The following is a 22,020-nucleotide window of genomic DNA, read 5'->3' as shown; positions in this document are numbered from 1 at the left end:
CCCACCACCGACGAGGAGAAGCAATGACGCTCACGGATGCCTCGGCATCGTCCTCCGCACCCGCACACCGCAAGCTCAGCACCGCCAAGGCCATGGTCGAGGCCATCGCGCAGGAGATGGAGCGCGACGAGGACGTCTTCGTGCTCGGCGAGGACGTCGGCGCCTACGGCGGCATCTTCAGCTCCACCACCGGCCTGCTCGACAAGTTCGGGCCGCGGCGCGTGATGGACACGCCCATTTCGGAGACCGCGTTCATCGGCGCGGCCATCGGTGCCGCGGTGGAGGGTATGCGGCCGGTCGTGGAGCTGATGTTCGTCGACTTCTTCGGCGTGTGCATGGACCAGATCTACAACCACATGGCGAAGATCCACTTCGAGTCGGGCGGCAACGTCACCGTGCCGATGGTGCTGACCGCCGCGGTGGGCGGCGGGTATTCGGACGGCGCGCAGCACTCGCAGTGCCTGTGGGGCACCTTCGCGCACCTGCCCGGGATGAAGGTGGTCGCGCCCAGCAACCCGGCCGACGCCAAGGGCCTGATGACCGCCGCGATCCGTGACGACAACCCGGTGGTGTACCTGTTCCACAAGGGCGTGATGGGCCTGCCGTGGATGGCCAAGAACCGCCGTTCGATCGGGCCGGTGCCCGAGGGCGACCACGTGGTGCCGATCGGGAAGGCGAACGTCGTGCGGCCGGGCAGCGACGTCACGATCGTGACGCTGTCCTTGTCGGTGCACCACGCGCTGGACGTGGCCGAGGAGCTCGCGCCGCAGGGGATCGACTGCGAGGTCGTGGACCTGCGCAGCGTGGTGCCGCTGGACACCGACACGGTCCTGGAGTCGGTGGGCCGCACCGGCAGGCTGCTCGTCGTCGACGAGGACTACCTGTCGTTCGGGCTGTCCGGGGAGGTCATCGCCCGCGTCGCCGAGCGCGACCCGGGTCTGCTGCGCGCTCCGGCCGCCCGGGTGGCCGTGCCCGATGTCCCGATCCCGTACGCCCGCCCGCTGGAGTACGCCGTGCTGCCGACGCCGGACCGGATCCGCCGGGCTGTTCTCGGCCTGGTGAGCGCATGACCGATATCGCCTTCCCCCACATCTCCGACAACGAGCCCGACGCCGAGGGCGTGCTCGCGACGTGGTTCGCCGCCGACGGCGATCAGGTCGGCGAGGGCGACCTGATCGCGGAGGTCGCGGTCGACAAGGTGGACGTGGAGGTGCCCGCTCCGGCCGCGGGTGTGCTGCGGCTGCTCGTCGAGGAGGGGGAGGTGGTCAAGCAGGGCGCGGTGATCGCGCGGATCGAGTAGGAGCCACACTGCCGCCGGCCCCATGCCCCGGGGCCGGCGGCAGCCCCCATCGGCTCGCAGGGATGCCGGTTCAGCAGGGTCAGTAGGTGAAGACCGTGACCCAGTCCGCCGACGAGACGACATAACCGAGCTTGGCCATCAGGAACTGGACCACCGGCAGCGCGTGCGCCGCCCCGTAGACCACTGCCACGTCGATGCGTTCGTCGTGGCGCCGCTCGTGGATGTCCTGGAGAGCGCGCACCAGCCGCGCCTCGCGCTCGTCGGAGACCAGCCGGTCCAGTCCCGAATCGGGATCCCAGCGGTCGATGGCGATGTCGTCGTCGAGCTTCAGATGCCGGGCCAGGACCTCGCGCGAGCCGAACATCCGCAGGTAGCCCGCCGCCAGCGGGGCCCCGACGGTGGCGATCGCGCGTTCGGTGAACGGAACCTTGCGCCATCCGTCGTCGAACTCGCTGCCGGTCAGATCCGCCCACACGACCGGGACGCCGACGTCCACCACGCTTTTCGACTGCTCGACGAGGCCGAGCTTGCGGTGCCCACCCGCGTGCCGGTAGGTCCTGGTGAGCTTGCGCGCGCCGGCCGAGGCGCCGATGATGCCCTCGGCGACGATCAGGTCGTGGCCCCGCAGCCGGCGGGAAACCTCGTCGTAGAAGGACTGCTCGCCGAGGTGGACCATCGGGTAGATCGTGAACCGCAGCGGGGTCTGGCGGCGGCTGACGCGCAGCACCGCGGACCGCACGCCCATCAACCCGGCGTCGATGATTTCCACATCAGCGGACGATACTCACCACGGTGGGACGAGTCCGGCGAAAAGCGCGGCTCCCCCGCCGGCCGCGAGCAGCGGGCCTGACGGGGGGCGCGCCGGCGGCCAGGTGGATCAGTGCACCGCACCCACCTTGGTCGCCACGATCCGTCCGTCGCTGACGTCGACACCGCTGCCGGCGGCCGCGCAGGTGATGGTGACCGTCCGGGACGTGGTGGCCGCCAGGGTGGTCACCAAGCTGACCGTGCTGCCCTGGGGGTCGTCGTCGAGGAAGTCGAACTTGCCGACGTCACCCTCGAGCTGGCAGTTGCCGTAGGTGAAGCTGCTCGCGTCGTCCTGTTCCACGGAAACCTTGCCCTGGAGCACGTAGTTGCCCGGCGGGAGGTTGAGCGACACGATCGGCACCGCGGCGGCGGTGACGTTCATCGTGCCGCTCTGGCCGGCCTGATAGGCGTCGCTCACGCCCGGCGTGCCGGGGTCGCCCTTCTCGCCCTGCGGCCCGGCCGGTCCGGCGGGTCCCGCGGGGCCGGCGGCACCGACCGCTCCGGCCTCACCCCGGTCGCCCTTGTCCCCCTTCGCCGCGAGCAGCATCCAGTTGCTGTTCGGCGGCGCACTGCCGGTGCTCGGGAAGATCGCGATGTAGCTGGAGCCTTGGTACAGCACGGCGTCGCGCGGCTGGTAGGCCGCGCCGGGCGCCCACTCACCCTTCCACGTGAGCCCGGCGGGTCCGACGTTGTTCCAGCTCAGCGCGACCTCGCCGGCCTTGCACGAGCCGGTGTCGGAGACGCGCAACGCGCCCCCGTTCTTGGCGTAGCAGGCATGGATCACGCCGTCGTCGCCGGGAACGCTCGCCCATGCCACACCGCCCGCGGTCAGCGCGAGAACGGCACCGGTGACGATGACGATGGTCCGCTTCCGGTTCATGGATCCTCCAAGTTCGATCACGCCGCCAGGACCGCGGTCGTTGTGTTCATGGCTGATCACGATCGGCCACCGGCGGGCTGCGGGCACGAGTAGTCGGCTACTCGATTTCGGCCGCGGCGGTGCTCGAGTGGCCGTCCATTCGTGACGACACCGTGTCGCACCGGGATGGTGGGAGGATGTCTGGTGCGGAGGATTCACGGGCAGAGGCTCTGCGACGGCTGCCCGCGGTGTACTCGGTGGTCTTGCGCCTGCGTGATGCGGGCTTGCCGGAGCACGTGATCGCCGAGCGGGTGGGCGTCGAACCGGAGGCGGTCGGCCCGATGCTCGTGGTGGCCGAGGCCAAACTCGCCGCTGTCCGTGGCGAGGACGCGCCGGGGTGACGTCCGTCCAATCGCCACCTGTCGCCGGCGTGGCTTCGCCTCTACGATCTTGACGTGGCAACGGGATGGCCGTTGGTCGGACGAGCCGAGGAGCTCCGCTTCGTGGCCACGGCTCTGCGCTCGCGCTCGGGTCCACGGGGCGTGGTGCTGGCCGGTGCCGCGGGAGTGGGCAAGACCCGGTTGGTCGGCGAGGCGCTGGCCGAGGCCGGGCAGCGGGGGATGACGGTCCGGCGGGCCACGGCGACCGCGTCGTCGCGGCCGTTGCCGCTCGGGGCGTTCGGCGGGTTACTGGGCGAGCTCGGCGACCTCGGGCGCGAACCGGCGCAGCTGCTGCCCCGCGCCGCCGCCGCGCTGCTGGCTGGCGCTGGCCGGGCCGGTGTGGTCATCGGTGTCGACGACGCCCACCTGCTGGACGAGCTTTCCGCCACCGTGATCCACCAGCTGGTGCTGCGACGGGCCGCCACGGTGCTGGTCACCGTGCGCACGGGCGAGCCGGCCCCGGACGCCGTGACGGCGTTGTGGAAGGACCGCGACCTCGACCGGCTCGAGGTTCAGCCCCTGTCCGAGCGGGAGGTCACCACGCTGTTGGAGTCCGTGCTCGGCGGGCACGTCGAGCAGGCCTCGGTCAGCCGGCTGTGGGCGATGTGCCAGGGCAATGTGCTCTACCTCCGGCAGCTCGTCGACGGCGCGGTCGAGAACGGCGCGTTGTGCGTCGAACGAGGGGTGTGGCGTCTGGCCGAGCCCCCGCGGGTCACCCCCGGATTGGTCGAGCTGGTCGCGGCTCGCGTGGGGGCGTTGCCGGCGGCGGTGCGCGAGGTGGTGGATGTGCTGGCCGTGAACGAGCCGCTGGGCGTCGGCCTGCTGTCCGGGCTGACCGAACCGGACGCGGTGGAGGATGCCGAGAACCGCGGCATCGTCCGGGTCGACACGGACGGCCGGCGCGTGCAGGCCCGGCTGGCGCACCCGCTGTACGGCGAGGTGCGGCGGGCCGCGATGGGACGGCTGCGCGCACGCCGTCTGCGCAGCCGGATCGCGACCGCGTTGTCGAACACCGGTGCTCGCCGGGCCGACGACGTCCTGCGCCGGGCGGTGCTGATGCTCGACTCCGATCTGGACACCGACCCGGGCCTGCTCGTGGCCGCTGCCGAGCGGGCGGCGTACCTGGGCGACCTGCCGCTGGCGCTCCGGCTCGGCCGGGCGGCGGTGGTGGCGGGTGGCGGTTTCCCGGCGCAGGCCATCGTCGCCAACTCGACCGCTTTCCTCGGCCCGGCGGACGAGGCCGACGCCGAATTGGCCGTCCTGACGCGGCTCGCGGGCAGCGACGCCAAGCTGGTGCGGGCAGCGGTGAACCGGGCCACGTTCCTCACTTGGATGCTCGCTCGCGTGGATCAGGCTGAGGCCGTCCTCGACGTGGCGGCGGCGCGGGTGGTGACGGCCGGGGAACGGATGCCGCTCGTCGCCCTGCGGGCCATGATCGACGGTCAGCTGGGGCGGCCGGACCGAGCCGAACAGGCCGCGCTGAGCGTGTTGCGGTCCGGTGGTGCGACGGAGGACGCGGTCCTGATGGCGTGCTGCGGGTTGGTGGCGGCGCTGGCCGTGACGGGTCGGGCCGATCAGATGGGCCCGCACGTCGCCCGCGGGGTCGAGGCGGCCGCCCGGTCGACCGAGCGCGCCGAGTTCCGGCTACCGCTCGTCGCGTTGCAGATCACCGGCCTGCGCCTGGCAGGCCACCTCGGCGACGCCGCCCGGATCGCTGCCGACTGCCGGGCGCAGGTCAGGGACGTCCCGATCGGCGCCCAGATCGGCTGCTACCTGGTGGGCGAGTCCGAGCTCGCCCTGGGCCGGGTGGCGACGGCGGCGCGCTGGCTGCGGGAGGGACGCGCGGGTATCGAGCGGTTCGGCGACGCCGGCGGCTGGCGGTACGCCACGCTCATCGCGTTGACCCGGGCTCTGGCGGTGAGCGGTGACGTCGAAGGCGCGCACGAGGCGCTGGCCGACCTGGGCAGGCACCGGCATCCCGGGCTCGCCTTCCTCGATCCCGAGATGGTTCTCGCGCGGGCCTGGGTCACCGCGGTCGACGGCGCGTCGAGCCGGGGCGTCGAGCTCGCTCACGAGGCTGCGGAGCTGGCCGACGGCCGCGGCCAGCTCGCTCACGTCGTCCTGGCGCTGCACACGGCCGCGCGGTTCGGCGACCGCTCGGTGGCCGGCCGGCTCGCCGCGCTGGCCGGCCAGGTGCACGGTCCGCTCGCGCCGGCCGTCGCCGCGCACGCCGCAGCTCTCGCCGCCGACGACGGCGACGCGTTGCTCGCGGCGTCCTCCGCGCTGGAAGAGATCGGCGACGTGCTCGCTGCCGCTGACGCCGCCGCGCAAGCGGCGGCCGGCCACCTCGCCAAGGGGCGCCGCACCGCCGGGCACGCCGCGGCCGCGCGGGCACACGCACTGGCCGGCGAGTGCGAAGGCGCCACCACGCCTGCTCTGGCCGCGGCGGCACGGCCGCTGCCCCTGACCGACCGCGAACGGGAGATCGTCAGTCTGGCCGCCCGTGGCCTGTCCAATCGCCAGATCGCGGACCGTTTGGTGGTTTCCGTGCGCACGGTCGAAGGTCACCTGTACCGCGCGTCCGCCAAACTCGGCACCACCAACCGGTCCGAGTACGCCGGCCTGCTCGGCATCCACCCGAGGCGACCGCCGGTGGCTGACCGAGGCGAATGAGCAACCGCGCGGTACTCGCGCCGCGGCTGACTTCCTCACCACGACCGACGACCGCCAAACTCCATCGCCGGTTGTCCAGACCTACCACTCCGGCAGCACGCTGTGGCCCGCACCACAGAGGCGTTGCAGTTCGTACTGCGAACTAATATGGTTCGTACTACGAACTGAACGACCTGCCAAGGAGTGTGAGATCATGAGTCGGACCGTCGTCGTCATCGGTGGCGGGTACGGGGGCGCCTCGGTCGCCAAGGCGCTCGAAGAGGAGGCCGACGTCGTGTTGGTCGACCCACGGGACGCGTTCGTCAACGTCGCCGGGTCGTTGCGGGCAGTGGCTCAGCCCGACTGGGCGGGCAACATGTTCTTCCCCTTCGACACGATGCTCACCCGGGCCACGGTGATCCGGGACCGCGCGGTCTCGGTCGACGCGGAGGGTGTCACCCTGGCCTCGGGCCGCCGGGTCGCAGCGGACTACCTGGTCCTGGCCACCGGTTCCCGCTACGCCTACCCCGCCCACCCCGCCGCGGACTCCGTCGACGAGGCGTTGACCGACTTCCGCCGGACCCACAAGGAGCTGGCGGGCTCCGACCGGGTGCTCATCCTGGGCGCCGGACCGGTCGGCCTGGAACTGGCCGGCGAGATCAAGGAGGTCTGGCCGGACAAGCAGGTGACCGTCGTCGCCCCGGCCGAGGAGCTCCTGCCCGGTTTCCAGCCGGAGGTGCGGGCCGATCTGCAGCGCCAGCTCGCCGAACTGGGCGTCGACGTGCGGCTGGGCACCGGCCTGGTGGCGCCGCCGTCGAACCGGCCCGGCGAGACCGGAACCTTCACGGTCACCACCACCGGCGGTGACCGGATCACCGCCGACATCTGGTTCCGCGCGTTCGGCACGAACGTCAACAGCGACTACCTCGCCGACGGCAAGCTGACCACCCGCACGCCGGACGGCGCGGTCCGGGTCACCGACACCCTCAACGTGGCCGGGTACGACCACGTCTACGCCGTCGGCGACATCACCGACGTGCCCGAGGCCAAGATGGCCGGGTACGCGATGCAGCACGCGGAGGTGGTGGCGAAGAACATCACCGCCCAGCTGCGTGGTGGTGAGCCCACCGAGACCTACCAGCCACTCCCCTTCCCGATGATCCTGCTCCCGCTCGGATCGGGCGGCGGAGTCGGTCAGCTGCCCTCCCCGGACGGCCCTTCGGTCGTCACGGCCGACATCGTCCGGCAGTACAAGGGCGCCGACCTGTTCACCGGCCGCTTCACCGAGCAGTTCGGCCCCACCGCCGGCTGACGGGGGCGCTCAGTCCCGGAGCTCCGCCTCGATCGAGCGCAGGAGCGCGTGCTGGCGGCGCACCTGTTCCAGCGAGCGGTAGGGCGCGCGGTCGCCCTCGTACTCGCTGGACAGCCAGCCGCTCCAGCCGTGCCCGTCGAGCGTCGTCAGGATCTCCCGCCACGGGATGGTCGCGTCGACCAGGTCGGCATCGATGTCGAAGAACTTGGCCTGGATGAACACGACGTGCGGGAGGATCTCGGCGAGGTCGGCCATCGGCACGGCGAGCGGGCGCCGCCAGCCGGCTTCCTGCGCCTCTTCGGACAGTCCTTCGTGCTTGGCGGTCACCGGGGCGCGCTGGAAGATCCCGGTGTCGATGAGCAGGCCGAAGTTCTTGGTGCCGGTGCGTTCGAGGAAGGCGAGGTAGCCGTCGACGACCTCGTGCCGGATGGGCGTCGGCGCGTGGATCTCCGGGCAGATGACGATGCCGAGCTCGGCGGCGCGGTCCAGGTTGCGCTCGACGACCTCCTCCCACACCGGGTGCGGTTTCAGGTCGTGCGAGACGACGCCGATCTTGGGGCGCAGGAACGTGAACCCGAGGGTCGCGGCGAGGCCGAGGTCGCGGGCGAGCATCGCGGCGCCCTCGTCGGCGGTGAGGTCGCGGTCGTGCCACAGGGAGGTGTCGATCCACGAGCCGTAGTTGGTCGGGGTGAGGCCGTGGTGGGCGCAGCGCGCGTGCCAGGCGTCGATCCACTCGGCGGACGGCTCCGGGTAGCCGGGGATGTTGGCCTCGCCGAGGATTTCGATGCCGGTGGCGCCGAGGTCGGCGATCTCGGCCATGGCGTCGTCCAGGGTGAGCACGGTGTGCATGTCGCCGGTGTAGCTGTAGAGCGAGACACCGTAGGAGAAGCTCATGGCAGGATCGTGACCTTTCGCGCGGCGGGGAAGACCGAGGGCTGGAACTCGGCCGGGATGTAGGGGGCGCGCAGGGCGATGCCGACGCGCAGGTCGTGCACGCCGGGGGCGAGCCCGCCGGGGTGCGGCACGGTGATCGTGGCCGTTTCGTCGAGCTGCCACCGCACGTCGCCGGACACCCGCAGTTCGGCGAGGGTGAACCGGCGGCCCTGCAAGGTCCACAGTGGAACGTCCCGGTCCCAGCGCAGGTCGCCGACCTCGACGTCGACGCCTTCGATGAGGCTCGCCCACAGTCCGCGGTAGTTGGGCATGCGGAGCCGGAACTGGAACCCGGTGACCACCCCGTCTTCGACGACGTTGCGGACTCCGCGGTTCTGGATGAGCTCGCGTTCGAGCATGAGGGCTCCTTCTTCTCAGGCGAGGTCGGCGGCGAGGGCGCGCGCACCGGCGACGGCGAGCGCGACGGCGGTGAGCGTCGGGTTGCAGGCGGTGGCGGTCGGGATGACGCCGTTGCCCGCGACGTGCAGCCCGCGCACGCCCCAGACGCGGGAAGCGGGATCGCACACCGAGGTGCCGTCGTCGGCCGGTCCCATGCGGACGGTGCCCTGGTAGTGCAGGGACGCGCCGGGCGGGAAGGTGAGCGGTTCCGGATCGAGGACGTCGCCGAGCGCGTGGGCGGCTTCGACGATCGCCTCGCGGGCGGCGCGCAGGTTGTCGTGGTCCCGGGCGGTGAGGGTGTAGTGGATGCGCAGCGCGGGCAGGCCGTGGTGGTCGGTCTCGGTGTCGCTGAACGCGACGCGGTCGCCGGCCTGCAGGTCCTTGGCGCAGAACCAGCCCAGCCCGACGATCGAGCCGGGCGCCGGCGGGTCGCCCTCGATCGGCACCGGTGAGGCGTCGAGCTGCATGACCTGCCCGTGGAAGGGGTGGTCGTCGGTGAACGGCACCCAGGACACACCGCTCTGCGCGGTGATCCCGCCGTCCGCCGGATCGGCTTCGGGAGCGGCGGGCACGTCCCGCAGGCGCACGGCGAGGACCACCTGCGGCTGGTCGTTGAGGTAGCGGCCCAGCGCCGGGAGCCGGACGCCGGAGGCGTGCAGCAACTGCGGGGTGCGCAGGCTGTCGGCGGCCACCACGACGGACGAGGCGGCGACCTCGTGTTCGGCGCCGGTGGTCAGGTCGCGCACGGTCACCCCGCGCACGGCGCCGTCACGCAGCAGCACCCGTGTGACGACGGATTCGTCGAACAGGCCGAAGTTCGGGTTGGTGCGGGTGACCTCGCCGAACACGACGTCGGAGCCGGACCACACCAGCCGCCCGTCGGCGGTGCGGCGCACGGCCAGGGGCATCGGCTGCACCCGGCGGTCCTCCGGGCGCCCGGCGTCCAGCGCGGCGCCGAGCCGGGCCCGGACCTCGCCGGCCAGTGGCGCGTCGGCCAGCACCTTCGCCGACACGCCCAGCAGCCGCTCGGCCTCGGTGAGCAGGCGGTCCAGGCCGGGCACGAACGGGATGCGCTCGCTGCCGCCCGGGCGCGGGCAGGCGCCGGTCCAGTGCGCGGCCATGCCCCCGGCGTTGCTCGACATCGCCGCGGCGGGCAATCCGTCCTCGCCGGGCTGCCGCCACCCGTCGGGGAGGAGGAAGGTACCCGGCCGGACCAGGCGTTCCCGGTCGGCGGCGTAGTCGTCGAGCGGGTCAGCCGGGCTCGCGGCGGTGTGGGGCCGGGGGCCTTCCGAGCGCCGCTGCGCGCGGGCCCGCTGGACGAGGTCGGCGATGTTGCGGACGTGGGCGCCGGGCGGGTCGCTGACGACCGGTCCGGCCTCGAACACCGCGATCGTCGCGTGCGGCGCCTGCTCGGACAGGATCCGGGCGTAGGCCGCTCCCGCCGGGCCGCTGCCGACGATCGCGACGTCGACGCCGCGGGGGTACCTGCTGTGAACCATGCCCGCGAACTTATGTGCCGAACGGAGCAAAAGCAAGAGATTGCCCTTCAGAACAGGCCGTTGACTTATGCGCCTAGAGGCGCTCAAGATGGGCGCGGCGCCAACGCGGGCGCCCCGGCCCCCGAAGGACTCGACGATGAGCGTGCGACGCCAGAGCCCCTCCGCGAACGACCAGGACCACCGATCCGACCCGCCGCCCGGCCCGGCCGACGATCCACGCGCGGTCCGGCCGCGCGAGCGCGCCGCGTTCGCCCTCGGCGACATCGCCTCCAACCTGGTGTGGACGACGATCTCCAGCTACCTGCTGTTCTTCTACACCGACGTCGCCCTGATCGGCGCGGCCGCGGCGGGCACCCTGATGCTCGTCGCGCGGCTGCTCGACGCGGTGTTCGACCCGCTCGTCGGCCTCCTCCTCGACCGCACCAGCACGCGGTGGGGCCGCGCCCGGCCCTACCTGCTCTTCGGCGCGCCCGTGCTCGGGGTGTTCACCGTGCTCACCTTCCTCACCCCGGGCGGCGGTGGCGGCGCGGCGATCGCGTGGGCCTACGTCACCTTCATCCTGGTCGGGCTGGCCTATTCACTGGTGAACGTGCCCTACGGCGCGGTGATGGCGATGTCCACAAGGGACTCCGGGATGCGGATGAAGCTCGCCGGGTTCCGCACGTTCGGCGTCGGCCTCGGCATCATCGCGGTCTCCACGCTGACCCAGCCGCTGGTCATCGCGTTCGGCGGCTCGGAGACGTCGCGGGCCGGGTTCGCGTGGACGATCGGCCTGTACGCGGTGGCCGGCACCGCGCTGATCTGGGTGGTGTTCGCCAGCGTCAAGGAGCGCGTGCCACTCACGCCGATCGCCGCGGAGCGCGGCGGAATCGGCCTGGCGCTGCGGACCCTGCTGCGCAACAAGCCGTGGTTGTCGGTGTTCGGGTTCTCGGTGCTGTCCTTCGCGCGGCTCGGGGTGGTGACCGGCGGCGCGGTGTACTTCGCCCTCTACGCCCTGGGCAACCCGGCGGCGATCTCGGTCATCCTGCTCGCGTTCTCCCTGTCGGCCGTGGTCGGTTCGCTGGTGACCGCGCGGTTCCTGCGGCTGCTCGGGCAGCGGCGCGGCATCGTCGCCGGGCTGGTGATGTCGATCGTGCTCACCGTGCCGCTGTTCCTGGTGCGGGACAACCTCACGGCCTTCGCTGTCCTGTTCTTCGTCGCCAACGTCTTCGGCGGGTTCGGGTTCGTCGCCGCCCCCGCGCTGACCGCGGACACCGTGGAATGGCAGGAGTGGCGCAGCGGCCGCCGCAACGAGGGGCTGCTGTTCGCCGGCTACAGCATGAGCACCAAGATCGGCGCCGCGCTCGGGTCGGCGCTGCTGGCCTGGGGCCTGGCCGCCATCGGCTACGACCCGGCCGCGGTGACCTCCGGCGTGCGCGGCGGGATCCTGTGGCTGTTCCTGCTGCTGCCCGCGGTGATCGGCGTCGCGCAGATCCTCGCGATCGCGCCCTACGACCTCGAGCGGCGCCTGCCCGGTCTGCGGGCCGAGATCGCCGCCAGGGGCACGGCGTTGTGAGATCATGACGCGTCCGACCACCCGACCTGGAGCCGCATGACCGCCGTCCCCGCTTCCCAGCCGGTGCTGCCCTCGCTGGACACCGCGCCGCTGGCGCTCGTCGTCGACCTGGTGCGGTCGGGCCGGGCGGCCACCCGGCGCGAGCTGACCACGCTGACCGGGTTGAGCCGCAAGGTCGTCGCCCAGCGGGTCGACCAGGCGCTCGACCTCGGCCTGCTGGAGCTGGGCGACCTGGCGCCGTCGGAGGGCGGGCGGCAGGCGCGGATGCTGCGGTTCCGCCCGGCGGCCGGGCACGTGTACGCGGCGCTGGTCGGGGTGTCGGAGTTCACCGTCGCGGTGCTCGACCTGGCCGGGGAGATCGTCGAGTCGCACCACCAGGACTGGAACGTCGACACCGGCCCGGAGCCGACGATGAAGCAGATCGACGGCGCGTTCGAGCTGTTGGCCCGCCGCACCGGGGTGAGCGCGCCGTGGGCGGTGGGGGTGGGCATGCCGGGGCCGGTCGAGTTCGCCACCGGACGGCTGGTCGCGCCGCCGATCATGCCGGGGTGGGACGGGTTCAGCGTCCGCTCGTGGCTGCGCGACCACTACGACGCGCCGGTGTGGGTGGACAACGACGCGAACCTGATGGCGTTCGGCGAGTGGACCCGGGGCGTGCCGGCCGACGGCCGGGACCTGTTGTTCCTCAAGGTGGGCACGGGTGTGGGCGCCGGGCTGATCGTGCGTGGCCGGGTGCTGCGGGGCCAGCAGGGCGCGGCCGGCGACATCGGGCACATCCACGTCACGGACGACCCGGAGGCCCGGTGCCGGTGCGGGCGCACCGGTTGCCTGGAGGCGGTCGCGAGCGGCTGGGCCCTGCTGCGCCGGGCGACCCAGCAGGCTTCGGCGAGCCCGCTGCTGGCGCAGGTGCTGCGCGAGCGGGGCGAGATCAAGGGCGGCGACCTCGGTGAGGCGGTGCGGGCGGAGGACCCGTTCGCGGTGCGGCTGGTGGACGAGGCGTCCGAGGTGATCGCCGGGGTGACGGCCAACCTGCTCAACTTCTGCAACCCGGGAGTGCTCGTGGTCGGCGGCGGCGTCCTGCGCACCGGGACGCGCTTCCTGGACCAGCTGTCGCGCACGGTGCTGGAGCGGTGCACCGACCTGGTGCGCCGGGACCTCACGATCCGCCCCGCGTCACTGGACCACCTCGAAGGCGTCACCGGCGCGGGCCTGCTGGCGGCGGAAAACCTGCTCGCCCCGGCCGCCCTGAGCCGCTGGATCGACCGCGGCACACCGCTCGGCCAGGCCGCCCTGCTGCAACGCTTCTCGGCCGACCTGGCCTGACGGCGCGAGGGGCAGCGAGCCACCCGGAGCCACTCCCCCGAGCTGGCTGCCCGCGAGTTCAGATCAGCCGGGGACATCCTCCGCGCCATCCCGGCTCGCACAGTCCTGCCCCGGACCGGGAGCGGAGCAGGCCCCTGGGCCGTCAGATGGCCGCCGAGCCGTCGATGTCGATGATGTGCTTGCCACGCACGCCGCCCGCTTCGACCGCGCGGTGAGCTTCGGCGATGGCGGAGAGCGGGTGCACGCCGTCGACGACCGGTCGCAGCTCTCCGTTCTCGACGAGCCGGGCGGCCTCGGCGAACAGTTCCCGCTTCGGGTTGCCACTGAAGAACCGCACCCGGCGGGAGCCGTGCACCACCGACGCGGCGATGTAGCCGAGCGAGCGCGCGATGTGCTTGCGGTCGAAGGAGATCGCCACCATCCTGCCCGTGGGCCTCAACAGCCGGCGGAACGCGGCGAGGTCGGTGCCGACGGTGTCGAACACGACGTCGAACGAACCGAGGTCGGCCGGGTCCGCGGTCGTGTAGCTGACCACCTCGTCAGCGCCGATGCCGCGCACGAAATCCAGGTTGGACGGTCCCGCCAGGCCGGTGACGTGCGCGCCCATCGCCTTGCCGACCTGCACGGCCAGGCTGCCGGTGCCCCCGCTGGCCCCGCGCACCAGGAGGCGCTCGCCGCGGGCGAGGTGCGCCTTGTCGCGCAGGCCGATGATCGGCACCACCGCCACCACCAGCGACGCCGCTTCGACCGGCGTGAGGTTGCCTGGAGCGCGTGACACGCGATCCGGATCGACCGTCAGGTATTCGGCCGCCGCCCCGCTCCGCGAGTCGACCTCGGCGGTGCGCGGGAGCACACCCCACACGCGATCACCGGCCCGCAGTCCGGAGTCACCGGAACCGGGGTCGGCGACCTCGCCCACGAAGTCGAGACCGATCCCCTTGGGAAAGCGCTTACCCGTCAGCAGGCGCAGCTGGCCGGCTCGGGCGCTGAGCTCACCGCCGTTCACGCTGGTCGCCTGCACCCGCACCAGGATCTGACCCGGCCGCGGCTGCGGGACCGCGACTTTACCCTCGTACAGCACGTCCGGCGGCCCGTAGCGGTCGTACTGCGCCGCGCGCATCATCGACATGTCTTCTGTCCTTTCACGACGTTCCTCATCGGTTTTCGGGTGGGCGCCGCGGCCAGCCGACTGCCCGTTCGACCGTCTCGGCCACGGTGAGCAGCCGGGTGTCGGCGAACTTCCGGCCGACGAGCATGACGCCGGCGGGCAGTCCCTCGGCGAGAGCGAGCGGAATGGTGATCGCGGGATGGCCGGTGATGTTCGTGGGCGCTGTGTTGCCGACCAGGCTCCAGGCCCGGAGCGCCCGGTCGGCGGGGTCGAGGCCGGGTGCTACCGGGTGGGCCACCACAGGGACGGTGGGCATGGCGAGCACATCGACCCCGGCGAGCGCCTTCTCGTACCCGGTGGTGATCAGGCGGCGCAGGTTCGCCGCCCGCGCGTAGCGGCTGCCGCCGCCCTCGCGTTCCGCTCCGCTGCCCATGATCAGCATGAGTTTGAGCGTCGGCGCCATGCTGTCGCCTGCCTTCTCGAATCCTCGCCGAAGAGCCTCTGCCAGCTCCGGCCAGTAGCGGCCGCCCGCGCCGAACAACACGCCGCCGCTGCGCATCTGACCGGCGAAACTCTCCGGGAACATGTTGAACGCGATCGGCCCGCACAGCCGGTGCTCGGGCACCGAGACCGGCTCCACCGACGCGCCCAGCTCGCGCAGCTGGGCGAGCGAGGCGTCGAACGCCCGGCCGACCTCCGGCGACACCCCGCCGGCCGGATCCAGTCCCTCGGCCAGTACCCCGACGCGCAGACCGTGCAGGGACGCCGGCGCCGACTCGACCGCCGCCACGGCGTCGAGCCGGGGCAGCTGCGCGAGCTGGCGCGGGTCGGGGTCTTCGTCGTCGGTCCCGGCAAGCACCTGCAGCACGGCCGCGACGTCCGCTGTGGTGCGCGCGAGCGGGCCGACGTGGTCGAGCAGCGGCTCCCCGCCGAGCACCCCGGAGTGCGGCACCAGACCGTGCGTGGGCTTGAGACCGACGAGCCCGCACCACGCGGCAGGGATGCGCACCGACCCGCCGGAGTCCGCGCCGAGCGCCACGTCGACACCGTCGTAGTACAAGGCCGCCGCCGAACCGCCGGACGACCCGCCGGCGGTCCGCGTGGTGTCCCACGGGTTCAGGGTCGGGCCGTAGTAGCTCGAGTCGCCGCCGGGGGCGACCCCCATCTCGTCCATGTTCGTGACGGCGCAGATGTGCCCGCCCGCGTCGAGCAGGCGGCGGACCACGGTGCTGTCCCGGTCGGGCACGAACCCCTGCAGCAGCGCCGACCCCGCCGTCATCGGCACACCGGCCACCGCCACGCAGTCCTTGACCGCGACGCCGACGCCGGACAGGAGCCCGCGCGCGCCCGGCTTGCGCACCGAGACCCAGCGCACGACCGCGTTGTACGGGTCCCGGCCGGCGTCGGTGTCGTCGTGCACGACGCGATCGGCCTCCGCGACCGGCGGCGGGTCCGCCCGCAGGTCGTCCATCGCGGCGATGACCGGTGCCATGTGAGCGATAGCAGGCAGGACGCCGGCCGCACCGGAGCGCGAGATCCCCCATGAGGAGGCGAGGTCGTAGAACTCGTCCTCGCTGATGGCGTGCGACATGCGCACCCCTTTCGGTCTTCAGTGGACCTCGGACAGGTCAGCCGAGGGGCATGAATCGTTGAGCCACCCATCCCCGGTCGAAGGGCGTGAACGAGTCGACGGTCAGGACGAGCTCGCTGATCCGCCACCCCGCCCGGGTCAGTTCGTGCTGCTCGCGGTACCGGCCCATGTGCCACGCCGCCGTCCCGTTGATCGTCAGGGGCTGCCAGAGGTACCAGGTGGACCCGGCACTGGCCAGGTCGTCGGCCACTTCGATGTCGCCGCTGACGATGTAGTGCAGTGACCACTCCAGCCTGGTCGCGACGTCGGCGAAGTGCGTGCGCAGCTCCGCGTGACCCGCGTGCCGGCCGAGCAGGTCACCCCCGTCCCACACGCACTCCGGGGTGAACAGCTCGTCGATGCGGTCGGGCGGGAAACCGCCGTCGCAAAAGCGGACATAGGCCATCTGCAGGGCCCGGATGTCGTCCAGGGCCTCCAGGCGCGCCACCCGGGTCTCGAGTGGCGCGCTCAGCGGTTCGGTCATCCCGCCTCATCGACCTTCACGACGTTCGTCAGCTCGCCACCCTCGGTTTCGGCGTCGATCACCGTCGCGCGGTACTCGCCGGTTTCCGGGTCGAGGGCGTAGAAGGTGGTCGGGTAGGACGCGGGCAGCTCGACCGCGATGACCTCGAAATCGGACGAGGCGTCCAGTTCGCGGTGCCGGTTGCGCGGCGGCTGGTAGAAGGCGGTCCCTGCCTCCAGGCGGACAGTGCCGACTCCCTCGAACTCGAAGAGGGCCCATCCCTTGACGATGTAGTTGAAGTGCACGTTGAGGTGGTGCGTGTGCCAGGGTGCGCCCTGCCACTTGTACTCCGGGTTCGCCTTGATGACGAACGCGTTGGCCAGACCCCCGCTGTACTTGGCGACGGCAGGCAGCGGACGCAGATCCGCGGCCGGGAAGCCGGCGATCGGCTTGAAGCTGTCCGCTTCCAGGGGCATGAACATGTCCGGCTTGGCGAGCGTCGCCTCCGGCGGTGCGGGCGGCAGCGGCACCTCGGGCGCGGTTTCGGCGGTGGGGTTCTCTGCGGTCGTCGGCATCGATTGACTCCCTGCTGTAATCAGTGGTGACTATCTGCGATTTAGAGTACGATTTCGTTCTCTTGTTGCTACAGTAGCCTGGTCGCGGCCGCTCGGCAAGGCGGCGACGAACCACACGAGGAGCGAGATGCCACCGCACCCGGAGCACGCCGTCGAGCCGGCCACCGCGGACCCCCGCCGCGGGCCGCGCCGCCGCGGAGAGGCCCTCGAGCACGCGATACTCACCGCCACCGTGGAGGAGCTGAGCGAGGTCGGCTATCCGGCCCTGACCGTCGACCGGGTGGCGGCCAGAGCCAGGACCAGCAAGGCCGCGATCTACCGGCGCTGGCCCGGGCTGCCGCAACTGGTGGTCGACGCCTGCGCGCGGCACCGGATGACCGACTTCGCGGTACCGGACACCGGCACCTACCGCGACGACGTCCTCGCGGTCCTGCGGGAGATGGCGACGCGGATCGCGGGCCCTTTCGGCAGCGCCATCCGCACGGTTGTCAGCGAGATCGCGCGCGACCCCGAGTTCGCGGCACTGGCCCGGGCACAGCTCGACGTCGCCGACCAGATCATGACGACCTTGCTGGAACGCGGCATCGAGCGCGGCGAGATCGACCCGGGCGTGCGCGGCACCCGCCGGGTGACCGTCGCGACCGACCTGATCATCAAACATCTGCTGATGGCGCCGAGCGAGGACACCGACGCCGTCATCGTCGACATCGTCGACGACATCCACCTGCCGCTCGTGCTCCACAAGACCGGCCCGCACCAGTGCCGCTGACGAGCGCGAAGCTTGACCGGGACACTGTCCACAATGGCCGAGCGAGACGGTCGCGCCGGACAACGGTCAGCGGGGTTGGGCGAGCCTGGTGAGTTTCGGTGCCGATATCGGGAAGTTCACTGCCGCGGCGGTGCCGAACCCGGCGTTTCGACCGCTCGCGGGCCACGTGAGCAGCGCACTCCGATCCTCGAGGGATCCGCCGACCACGGTAGGTTCGCCGCTGGGCGGCAGCTTTCCGGCGATCCGGATGCGCAGCCCGAACATCTCCGTCCAGAACATCGGCGCGGTGCTACCGAGCCGGGCATCCGGCTCGCGGCCGAGCAGAGTCGCAGCCGCGATCGTGGCCTGGGTCAGCGCATTCCACCAGTGCGGGCTGCGCGTGAACCGGCCGTCGGCGCCGGGAAGACTGATGACATCGCCGGCAGCGACGATGTGCGGCGCTACCCGGCAACAGGGGTCGACCACGACTCCCCCGGCCAGGACGACGCCACTGTCCCGTAGCCACTCCGTGTTGGGCAGATCGCCGACCGCGGTGACCACGAGACCGGCCTCGGCCAGAACTGTTCCGTCCGCCGACACCAAGCGGCCGTCCTCGATCCGCACCCCCGCCGGGGAGGTGCGGATCTTCACGCCCGTTTCGGCCGCGGCCGTCCGGCACAAGTCCGACAACAGCGCGCCGAGGCGACCGGCCAGAGGGGTGACCTGATCGACGACCGTCACCGATTTGCCGAGAGTCGCGGCGGTCGACGCGATCTCCATGCCGAGGAAGCCGCCACCCGCGACGGCCAGGTCGTCAGCATTTCGGAGACGGTCCCGGAGCCGGAGCGCGTCGTCGAGCGTCCGCAGCGTGATCTCATCGGCGTCCGGCGACAGCCGGCGCGCCCGTGCACCGGTCGCGATGACCAGTCCGTCATAGCCGATGCTGTCGCCGTCGCTCAGCACGACCCGCTTGCGGCCGGCGTCGAGACGAACTGCCGTCAGACCGGTGACCAGGTCGAGATCGTCCGCGCCGGCGAGAAAAACGCTGCTGTCGGGCTCGGTGCCACCGAGCACCCCCTTCGACAACGGCGGCCGGCTGTAGGGCGCGTGCGGTTCGTCACCGATCACGGTGATGACACCGTCGAAGGAGAACCGGCGCAGCGCCGCAGCTGTCGCCCACCCGGCCTGCGAGGCCCCGACCACCACGATCCGGCGAAGACGTGTCATCGCACCTCCCGCCCTCGTCAGGCTCGTCCACGGACGACGGCGTGGTAATCCTCGACCTTGGTGATGGTCTTGCCGCCGTCGCCGAAATCGAGGAGGACCCGGTAGAGCATGCGCACCCGGTTGTCCGCCCACAGTCCCTGGACCGGCTCGATGCGGAAGAAAAGTTGCTGTCCCTGGTCCGGCAACTTGACGTGGTCGTAGAGGGCCGTTTCTCCCGCCCACGGGAACTGCTCCATGCTGATCTCCGCGATCCGCTCGATCTCCACCGGATCCGCGACCAGGGTGGCGATCCCCTGGATCTGCAACGACCGCGTCTCCTGCCGCGCCGCATAGCCTTCAGGAGGAAGATGACACACGGAATAGCTGACATTCGGGTTCTGCCGCAGTTGCGTGCTTTTCCGGGTGTGGCGGAAGGTGTGCATGTACACGACGAGTCCGTCGCCGGCGATGTGCATGGCCGAGGCCCAGGGGCGGCCTTCGGAATCGATCGTGGCGAGAGTCGCGACTTCTTCGGTGCGCAACAGTTCGGTGATCGCCTCGCGGATCTCCGCCACGCTCGGATCGGACTTGGGCATGGTTGCCTCCTGAAGGCCTATCGCGACGAGAATTTCAGGGCCGTGACCGGGCAGCTGAGCACGGCGGCGCGCACCGCGGCCTTGTCGGGCTCCGGCACCTCCTCGGCCTTGACCGTCAGCTCGCCCTCGTCATCGACCGAGAAGAACTCAGGGGCGACGGCCTCGCACATGGCATGTCCTTCACAGCGGTCCCGATCGACCTCGATCCTCATCGGACTTCCCCTCCGTCGAGACAGACCGGTAACGATTCGACCCTCCGGGTCAGGACTCCTTCGCATTTCACCCACGTGGCGTCCGGCGCGAGCCGCATGCCGGGAAACGCGTCCATGAGTGCTTCGATCGCCACGCGGGCTTCGATCCGAGCCAGCGGCGCACCGATGCACGCGTGGATTCCCTTGCCGAACGCGAGGTGCGCCGCGGCGTCGGGCCGAACGGCGCGGTACGTACGCGAATCGTCACCCCATCGCTCCTCGTCATGGTTGGCGGACTGAGGTTCAGGTAGACCTTCTTGCCCGCAGGAATGGGACACCCGGCGAGAGTGACGTCTTCCACCGCCGTGCGAACCATGAACTGAGCCGGTGAGTCCACACGCAATGACTCCTCGATGGCGTTCGGCAACAACGATCGATCAGCGACGACCGCCTCCCACTGACTGCGATCGTCGAGCAGCCGGTACACGCAATTGGTGATCAGCGCGCGAGTGGTGTCGGTCGCGGCGACGACGAGCTGGAAGATGTGGCAGACGACCTCGGGTGTGGGCATCTCCGCGTCACCAGGTTCCGCGAAGCACAGGTTGTCCAGCACATCCTCGTGCCGATCCTCGGGACGAGTGCGCCGCTCCTCCACCAGTTGGGCCAAGAATCCCATCAGCGAAGCGAACTCGGGGAGCTCGTGCGAGGGCCCGGGAATGACCCGCACGATGGCATCGGACCACGTCTGGACCTCACGCCACGCGGGCTCGGGAATTCCGATCAGCGCGTACACGACGGCTGACGGGATGAAGTGCACGTAGTCCGCGTACAGATCGACCCGGCCCGACGCGGGCAGCGCGCCGACAGCTTTGCGAACGATGTTCTCGACCTTCGGCGTGAGCTTCCGAAGGCGCACCGGCGCCAAGCTCTTCAGCAACCTGCTCCGCAGCACCGTGTGGTCCGGCGGGTCCGCCATGGTCACGACGGTGAAGGGCAGCCGCACATCCTCGGACCCGACCGAGAAGTTGCCGCGATTGGAGAAGTGCTCGGTGTCGTCGAACACCGCCCGGACCACCTCGTCGGTGTTCACCGCGTAGAGGTGCTCGCTCACCTTGCCGACCGGGCATCCTTTCCGGGACGCCCGCATGAATTCGTCGGGCTCAGCGACGTGCCGTGGATTCAGCGGGTCGAAGAATTCAGCCGAGTCGACAGGAGTGGTCATGGCGAAGATCTGCCTTTCACGCTGGGCCACCTCGATGTAGCACCATGCGGAACAGTAGACCGCATCACGCGACATCAATGCAAGCAACAGAAGACCCGGGAGCCGCTCAGCCGGATCTGGGATCATGCTGGTATGGCATTCGACCCCACCGCGGAGCCCGACGCGCTGGACCTGTCGACGACGCCCGGCCACCTCATCCGCCGTGCTCAGCAAGTGCACACCGCCTACTGGGCCGAAGAGCTGGACGGCCTGCTCACCGGACCGCAATACGCCGTGGTCGTGTCGCTGGCCGGCTGGCCGGGCATCAGCCAAACCCGCCTCGGCGAACTGGCCTCGCTGGACAAGAACACGGCGGCCGGGATCCTGGCCCGGCTGGAGCGCCGTGGCTGGGTGGAGCGGGTGCGTGATCCCGGCGACGCCAGGCGCCGGGTGCTGCGTCTCACCGGAAGTGTGCGAACACGGTTGCGGACGATCACTCCGGCCGCGACGCGGGTGCAGGAGCGCCTGCTCGACCCGTTGCCACCCGGAGAGCGGCAAGCGTTCGTGTCCCGGCTCGCCCGGGTGGCGTTCCAGCAGCGGCGGGTGACGGGCTACGAACCGGAATCGGCGACGGGCCCCGTCCTGTCGTTGCCGACCGCGCCCGGCTACCTGATCCGGCGCGGCGAACGGGTTCACGGTGAACTCTGGACCGCCGAGGTGGGCGGTGAGCTGACGGCGCCGCAGTACGCGTTGCTGGTCGCCGTGCTGCGCGGCGGTGAGGTGGACCAGCGTCAGGCCGGTGAGCTCGCCTCGCTGGACAAGTCGAGCACCGCGGACGTCGTCTCCCGGCTCGAGCGGCGGGGCTTGGTGCGCCGCTACCGCGATCGCGCCGACGGCCGCCGCTGGCTGCTGGAGCTGACCAGTACAGCGCGGGACACGCTCGGCCACATCACGCCCGCGGTCGCACGGGTGCAGGAGCGCCTCCTCGAGCCGTTGCCGGCCGCGGAATGGCGCACGTTCACACGACAGCTCGCCCGCGTGGCCTACCAGGGCACGCCGCCCACGCTCTCCCCCAGCCCACCACCGTTGCGCACGCTCGCCCTCTGACGCAACTTCGCGGCAGCCTTCATCCCGCCGCCGGAACCGGTCCGTTGACGGGACCTCCGATGCTCCGTACTCTCCCTATTTAGTACGTACACGGAGCACATGCGCCGGAAAGGATA

Annotated in this window: 22 protein-coding genes and 1 pseudogene; 9 read left to right on the top strand and 14 right to left on the bottom strand. The window is 71.4% G+C overall.

Features of this window, described 5'->3' with window-relative positions; translation table 11 throughout:
• The first annotated feature begins 23 nt into the window (after nt 1-23).
• On the top strand, nt 24-1,070 hold the full coding sequence (locus tag ACCP09_RS13565; RefSeq protein WP_400987047.1) for an alpha-ketoacid dehydrogenase subunit beta: 1,047 nt from the start codon (nt 24-26) through the stop codon (nt 1,068-1,070).
• Nucleotides 1,067-1,300 (top strand): biotin/lipoyl-containing protein, encoded by a 234-nt coding sequence (locus ACCP09_RS13560; protein WP_027929084.1) that lies wholly within the window; start codon nt 1,067-1,069, stop codon nt 1,298-1,300. The genes ACCP09_RS13565 and ACCP09_RS13560 overlap by 4 nt, the downstream gene beginning before the upstream one ends.
• Before the next feature lie 79 nt (nt 1,301-1,379).
• Here ACCP09_RS13560 and ACCP09_RS13555 read toward each other — a convergent pair whose 3' ends face one another.
• Together ACCP09_RS13555 and ACCP09_RS13550 are read right to left on the bottom strand one after the other, a co-directional pair.
• Nucleotides 1,380-2,069 (bottom strand): hypothetical protein, encoded by a 690-nt coding sequence (locus ACCP09_RS13555; protein ID WP_433746398.1) that lies wholly within the window; start codon nt 2,067-2,069, stop codon nt 1,380-1,382.
• A 108-nt stretch (nt 2,070-2,177) separates the two neighbouring features.
• Nucleotides 2,178-2,987 (bottom strand): hypothetical protein, encoded by an 810-nt coding sequence (locus ACCP09_RS13550; protein ID WP_400987051.1) that lies wholly within the window; start codon nt 2,985-2,987, stop codon nt 2,178-2,180.
• A 176-nt stretch (nt 2,988-3,163) separates the two neighbouring features.
• Here ACCP09_RS13550 and ACCP09_RS13545 point away from each other — a divergent pair, with 176 nt between their 5' ends.
• From ACCP09_RS13545 to ACCP09_RS13535, 3 genes are all read left to right on the top strand, one after another.
• Nucleotides 3,164-3,367 (top strand): hypothetical protein, encoded by a 204-nt coding sequence (locus ACCP09_RS13545; RefSeq protein WP_378332517.1) that lies wholly within the window; start codon nt 3,164-3,166, stop codon nt 3,365-3,367.
• 54 nt (nt 3,368-3,421) lie between these two features.
• Entirely contained in the window at nt 3,422-6,079 is a 2,658-nt protein-coding gene (locus ACCP09_RS13540; RefSeq protein ID WP_433746395.1) for a LuxR C-terminal-related transcriptional regulator, read from the top strand.
• Between the two features lie 193 nt (nt 6,080-6,272).
• Nucleotides 6,273-7,370, top strand: coding sequence for an NAD(P)/FAD-dependent oxidoreductase (locus ACCP09_RS13535; RefSeq protein ID WP_433746392.1), 1,098 nt, complete (start codon nt 6,273-6,275; stop codon nt 7,368-7,370).
• A gap of 9 nt (nt 7,371-7,379) precedes the next feature.
• Here the strand turns inward: ACCP09_RS13535 and ACCP09_RS13530 are convergent, their stop codons facing one another.
• From ACCP09_RS13530 to ACCP09_RS13520, 3 genes are read right to left on the bottom strand one after another with little or no spacing between them, the layout of a single operon-like run.
• Nucleotides 7,380-8,264 (bottom strand): sugar phosphate isomerase/epimerase family protein, encoded by an 885-nt coding sequence (locus ACCP09_RS13530; RefSeq protein WP_433746390.1) that lies wholly within the window; start codon nt 8,262-8,264, stop codon nt 7,380-7,382.
• The gene (locus ACCP09_RS13525) at nt 8,261-8,662 is read right to left on the bottom strand and encodes a C-glycoside deglycosidase beta subunit domain-containing protein (protein WP_433746387.1); all 402 of its coding nucleotides are present in this window, start codon (nt 8,660-8,662) and stop codon (nt 8,261-8,263) included. Before ACCP09_RS13525 ends, ACCP09_RS13530 begins: the two co-directional genes overlap by 4 nt.
• A 15-nt stretch (nt 8,663-8,677) precedes the next feature.
• Nucleotides 8,678-10,201 (bottom strand): GMC oxidoreductase, encoded by a 1,524-nt coding sequence (locus tag ACCP09_RS13520; protein WP_433746384.1) that lies wholly within the window; start codon nt 10,199-10,201, stop codon nt 8,678-8,680.
• A gap of 136 nt (nt 10,202-10,337) precedes the next feature.
• Between ACCP09_RS13520 and ACCP09_RS13515 the strand changes: the two genes are divergently transcribed.
• Nucleotides 10,338-11,756 carry an MFS transporter gene (locus tag ACCP09_RS13515; RefSeq protein ID WP_433746381.1) on the top strand — a complete coding sequence of 473 codons (1,419 nt, stop codon included), beginning with the start codon at nt 10,338-10,340 and terminating at the stop codon, nt 11,754-11,756.
• Between the two features lie 36 nt (nt 11,757-11,792).
• On the top strand, nt 11,793-13,079 hold the full coding sequence (locus ACCP09_RS13510) for an ROK family protein (protein ID WP_433746378.1): 1,287 nt from the start codon (nt 11,793-11,795) through the stop codon (nt 13,077-13,079).
• Between the two features lie 142 nt (nt 13,080-13,221).
• Here the strand turns inward: ACCP09_RS13510 and ACCP09_RS13505 are convergent, their stop codons facing one another.
• From ACCP09_RS13505 to ACCP09_RS13490, 4 genes are read right to left on the bottom strand one after another with little or no spacing between them, the layout of a single operon-like run.
• Entirely contained in the window at nt 13,222-14,208 is a 987-nt protein-coding gene (locus ACCP09_RS13505) for an NAD(P)-dependent alcohol dehydrogenase (protein ID WP_433746375.1), read from the bottom strand.
• Between the two features lie 25 nt (nt 14,209-14,233).
• Nucleotides 14,234-15,778, bottom strand: coding sequence for an amidase family protein (locus tag ACCP09_RS13500; protein ID WP_433746372.1), 1,545 nt, complete (start codon nt 15,776-15,778; stop codon nt 14,234-14,236).
• A 37-nt stretch (nt 15,779-15,815) separates the two neighbouring features.
• Complete coding sequence (locus tag ACCP09_RS13495; RefSeq protein WP_123686289.1) at nt 15,816-16,301, bottom strand: nuclear transport factor 2 family protein; 486 nt, start codon at nt 16,299-16,301, stop codon at nt 15,816-15,818.
• Nucleotides 16,298-16,855 (bottom strand): hypothetical protein, encoded by a 558-nt coding sequence (locus ACCP09_RS13490; RefSeq protein WP_433746369.1) that lies wholly within the window; start codon nt 16,853-16,855, stop codon nt 16,298-16,300. Before ACCP09_RS13490 ends, ACCP09_RS13495 begins: the two co-directional genes overlap by 4 nt.
• Nucleotides 16,856-16,982: 127 nt before the next feature.
• On the opposite strand from ACCP09_RS13490, the gene ACCP09_RS13485 reads away from it, so the two are divergent.
• The gene (locus ACCP09_RS13485; RefSeq protein ID WP_433746366.1) at nt 16,983-17,624 is read left to right on the top strand and encodes a TetR-like C-terminal domain-containing protein; all 642 of its coding nucleotides are present in this window, start codon (nt 16,983-16,985) and stop codon (nt 17,622-17,624) included.
• Nucleotides 17,625-17,690: 66 nt separating this feature from the next.
• On the opposite strand, the gene ACCP09_RS13480 is transcribed toward ACCP09_RS13485, so the two are convergent.
• The 5 genes and pseudogenes from ACCP09_RS13480 to ACCP09_RS13460 form a co-directional block, all read right to left on the bottom strand.
• Nucleotides 17,691-18,830 (bottom strand): NAD(P)/FAD-dependent oxidoreductase, encoded by a 1,140-nt coding sequence (locus tag ACCP09_RS13480; RefSeq protein ID WP_433746363.1) that lies wholly within the window; start codon nt 18,828-18,830, stop codon nt 17,691-17,693.
• Between the two features lie 17 nt (nt 18,831-18,847).
• Nucleotides 18,848-19,405, bottom strand: a complete 558-nt coding sequence (locus ACCP09_RS13475; RefSeq protein ID WP_433746360.1) for a pyridoxamine 5'-phosphate oxidase family protein — start codon at nt 19,403-19,405, stop codon at nt 18,848-18,850.
• A gap of 17 nt (nt 19,406-19,422) precedes the next feature.
• Nucleotides 19,423-19,617 (bottom strand): ferredoxin, encoded by a 195-nt coding sequence (locus ACCP09_RS13470; RefSeq protein ID WP_378332501.1) that lies wholly within the window; start codon nt 19,615-19,617, stop codon nt 19,423-19,425.
• On the bottom strand, nt 19,614-19,934 hold the full coding sequence (locus ACCP09_RS13465; protein WP_433747050.1) for a cytochrome P450: 321 nt from the start codon (nt 19,932-19,934) through the stop codon (nt 19,614-19,616). Before ACCP09_RS13465 ends, ACCP09_RS13470 begins: the two co-directional genes overlap by 4 nt.
• A pseudogene (locus tag ACCP09_RS13460) lies at nt 19,904-20,272 on the bottom strand (cytochrome P450); the annotation flags it as partial. The gene ACCP09_RS13465 and the pseudogene ACCP09_RS13460, both read right to left, overlap by 31 nt.
• Before the next feature lie 678 nt (nt 20,273-20,950).
• Between ACCP09_RS13460 and ACCP09_RS13455 the strand changes: the two are divergent.
• Nucleotides 20,951-21,904 carry a MarR family winged helix-turn-helix transcriptional regulator gene (locus tag ACCP09_RS13455; protein WP_433746356.1) on the top strand — a complete coding sequence of 318 codons (954 nt, stop codon included), beginning with the start codon at nt 20,951-20,953 and terminating at the stop codon, nt 21,902-21,904.
• Nucleotides 21,905-22,020 lie beyond the last annotated feature (116 nt).

This window comes from Amycolatopsis sp. 3B14 (assembly GCF_050958625.1).
In the GTDB taxonomy this organism is placed as follows: domain Bacteria; phylum Actinomycetota; class Actinomycetes; order Mycobacteriales; family Pseudonocardiaceae; genus Amycolatopsis_E; species Amycolatopsis_E thermoflava.
This window is presented reverse-complemented; position numbering and strand designations above follow the sequence as displayed.

Coding starts and splice junctions, on each gene's coding strand:
- ACCP09_RS13565 (WP_400987047.1), top strand. CDS start 24: ATGACGCTCACGGATGCCTCGGCATCGTCCTCCGCACCCGCACACCGC.
- ACCP09_RS13560 (WP_027929084.1), top strand. CDS start 1,067: ATGACCGATATCGCCTTCCCCCACATCTCCGACAACGAGCCCGACGCC.
- ACCP09_RS13550 (WP_400987051.1), bottom strand. CDS start 2,987: ATGAACCGGAAGCGGACCATCGTCATCGTCACCGGTGCCGTTCTCGCG.
- ACCP09_RS13545 (WP_378332517.1), top strand. CDS start 3,164: ATGTCTGGTGCGGAGGATTCACGGGCAGAGGCTCTGCGACGGCTGCCC.
- ACCP09_RS13535 (WP_433746392.1), top strand. CDS start 6,273: ATGAGTCGGACCGTCGTCGTCATCGGTGGCGGGTACGGGGGCGCCTCG.
- ACCP09_RS13530 (WP_433746390.1), bottom strand. CDS start 8,264: ATGAGCTTCTCCTACGGTGTCTCGCTCTACAGCTACACCGGCGACATG.
- ACCP09_RS13525 (WP_433746387.1), bottom strand. CDS start 8,662: ATGCTCGAACGCGAGCTCATCCAGAACCGCGGAGTCCGCAACGTCGTC.
- ACCP09_RS13520 (WP_433746384.1), bottom strand. CDS start 10,201: ATGGTTCACAGCAGGTACCCCCGCGGCGTCGACGTCGCGATCGTCGGC.
- ACCP09_RS13515 (WP_433746381.1), top strand. CDS start 10,338: ATGAGCGTGCGACGCCAGAGCCCCTCCGCGAACGACCAGGACCACCGA.
- ACCP09_RS13510 (WP_433746378.1), top strand. CDS start 11,793: ATGACCGCCGTCCCCGCTTCCCAGCCGGTGCTGCCCTCGCTGGACACC.
- ACCP09_RS13505 (WP_433746375.1), bottom strand. CDS start 14,208: ATGTCGATGATGCGCGCGGCGCAGTACGACCGCTACGGGCCGCCGGAC.
- ACCP09_RS13500 (WP_433746372.1), bottom strand. CDS start 15,778: ATGTCGCACGCCATCAGCGAGGACGAGTTCTACGACCTCGCCTCCTCA.
- ACCP09_RS13495 (WP_123686289.1), bottom strand. CDS start 16,301: ATGACCGAACCGCTGAGCGCGCCACTCGAGACCCGGGTGGCGCGCCTG.
- ACCP09_RS13490 (WP_433746369.1), bottom strand. CDS start 16,855: ATGCCGACGACCGCAGAGAACCCCACCGCCGAAACCGCGCCCGAGGTG.
- ACCP09_RS13485 (WP_433746366.1), top strand. CDS start 16,983: ATGCCACCGCACCCGGAGCACGCCGTCGAGCCGGCCACCGCGGACCCC.
- ACCP09_RS13480 (WP_433746363.1), bottom strand. CDS start 18,830: ATGACACGTCTTCGCCGGATCGTGGTGGTCGGGGCCTCGCAGGCCGGG.
- ACCP09_RS13475 (WP_433746360.1), bottom strand. CDS start 19,405: ATGCCCAAGTCCGATCCGAGCGTGGCGGAGATCCGCGAGGCGATCACC.
- ACCP09_RS13470 (WP_378332501.1), bottom strand. CDS start 19,617: ATGAGGATCGAGGTCGATCGGGACCGCTGTGAAGGACATGCCATGTGC.
- ACCP09_RS13455 (WP_433746356.1), top strand. CDS start 20,951: ATGGCATTCGACCCCACCGCGGAGCCCGACGCGCTGGACCTGTCGACG.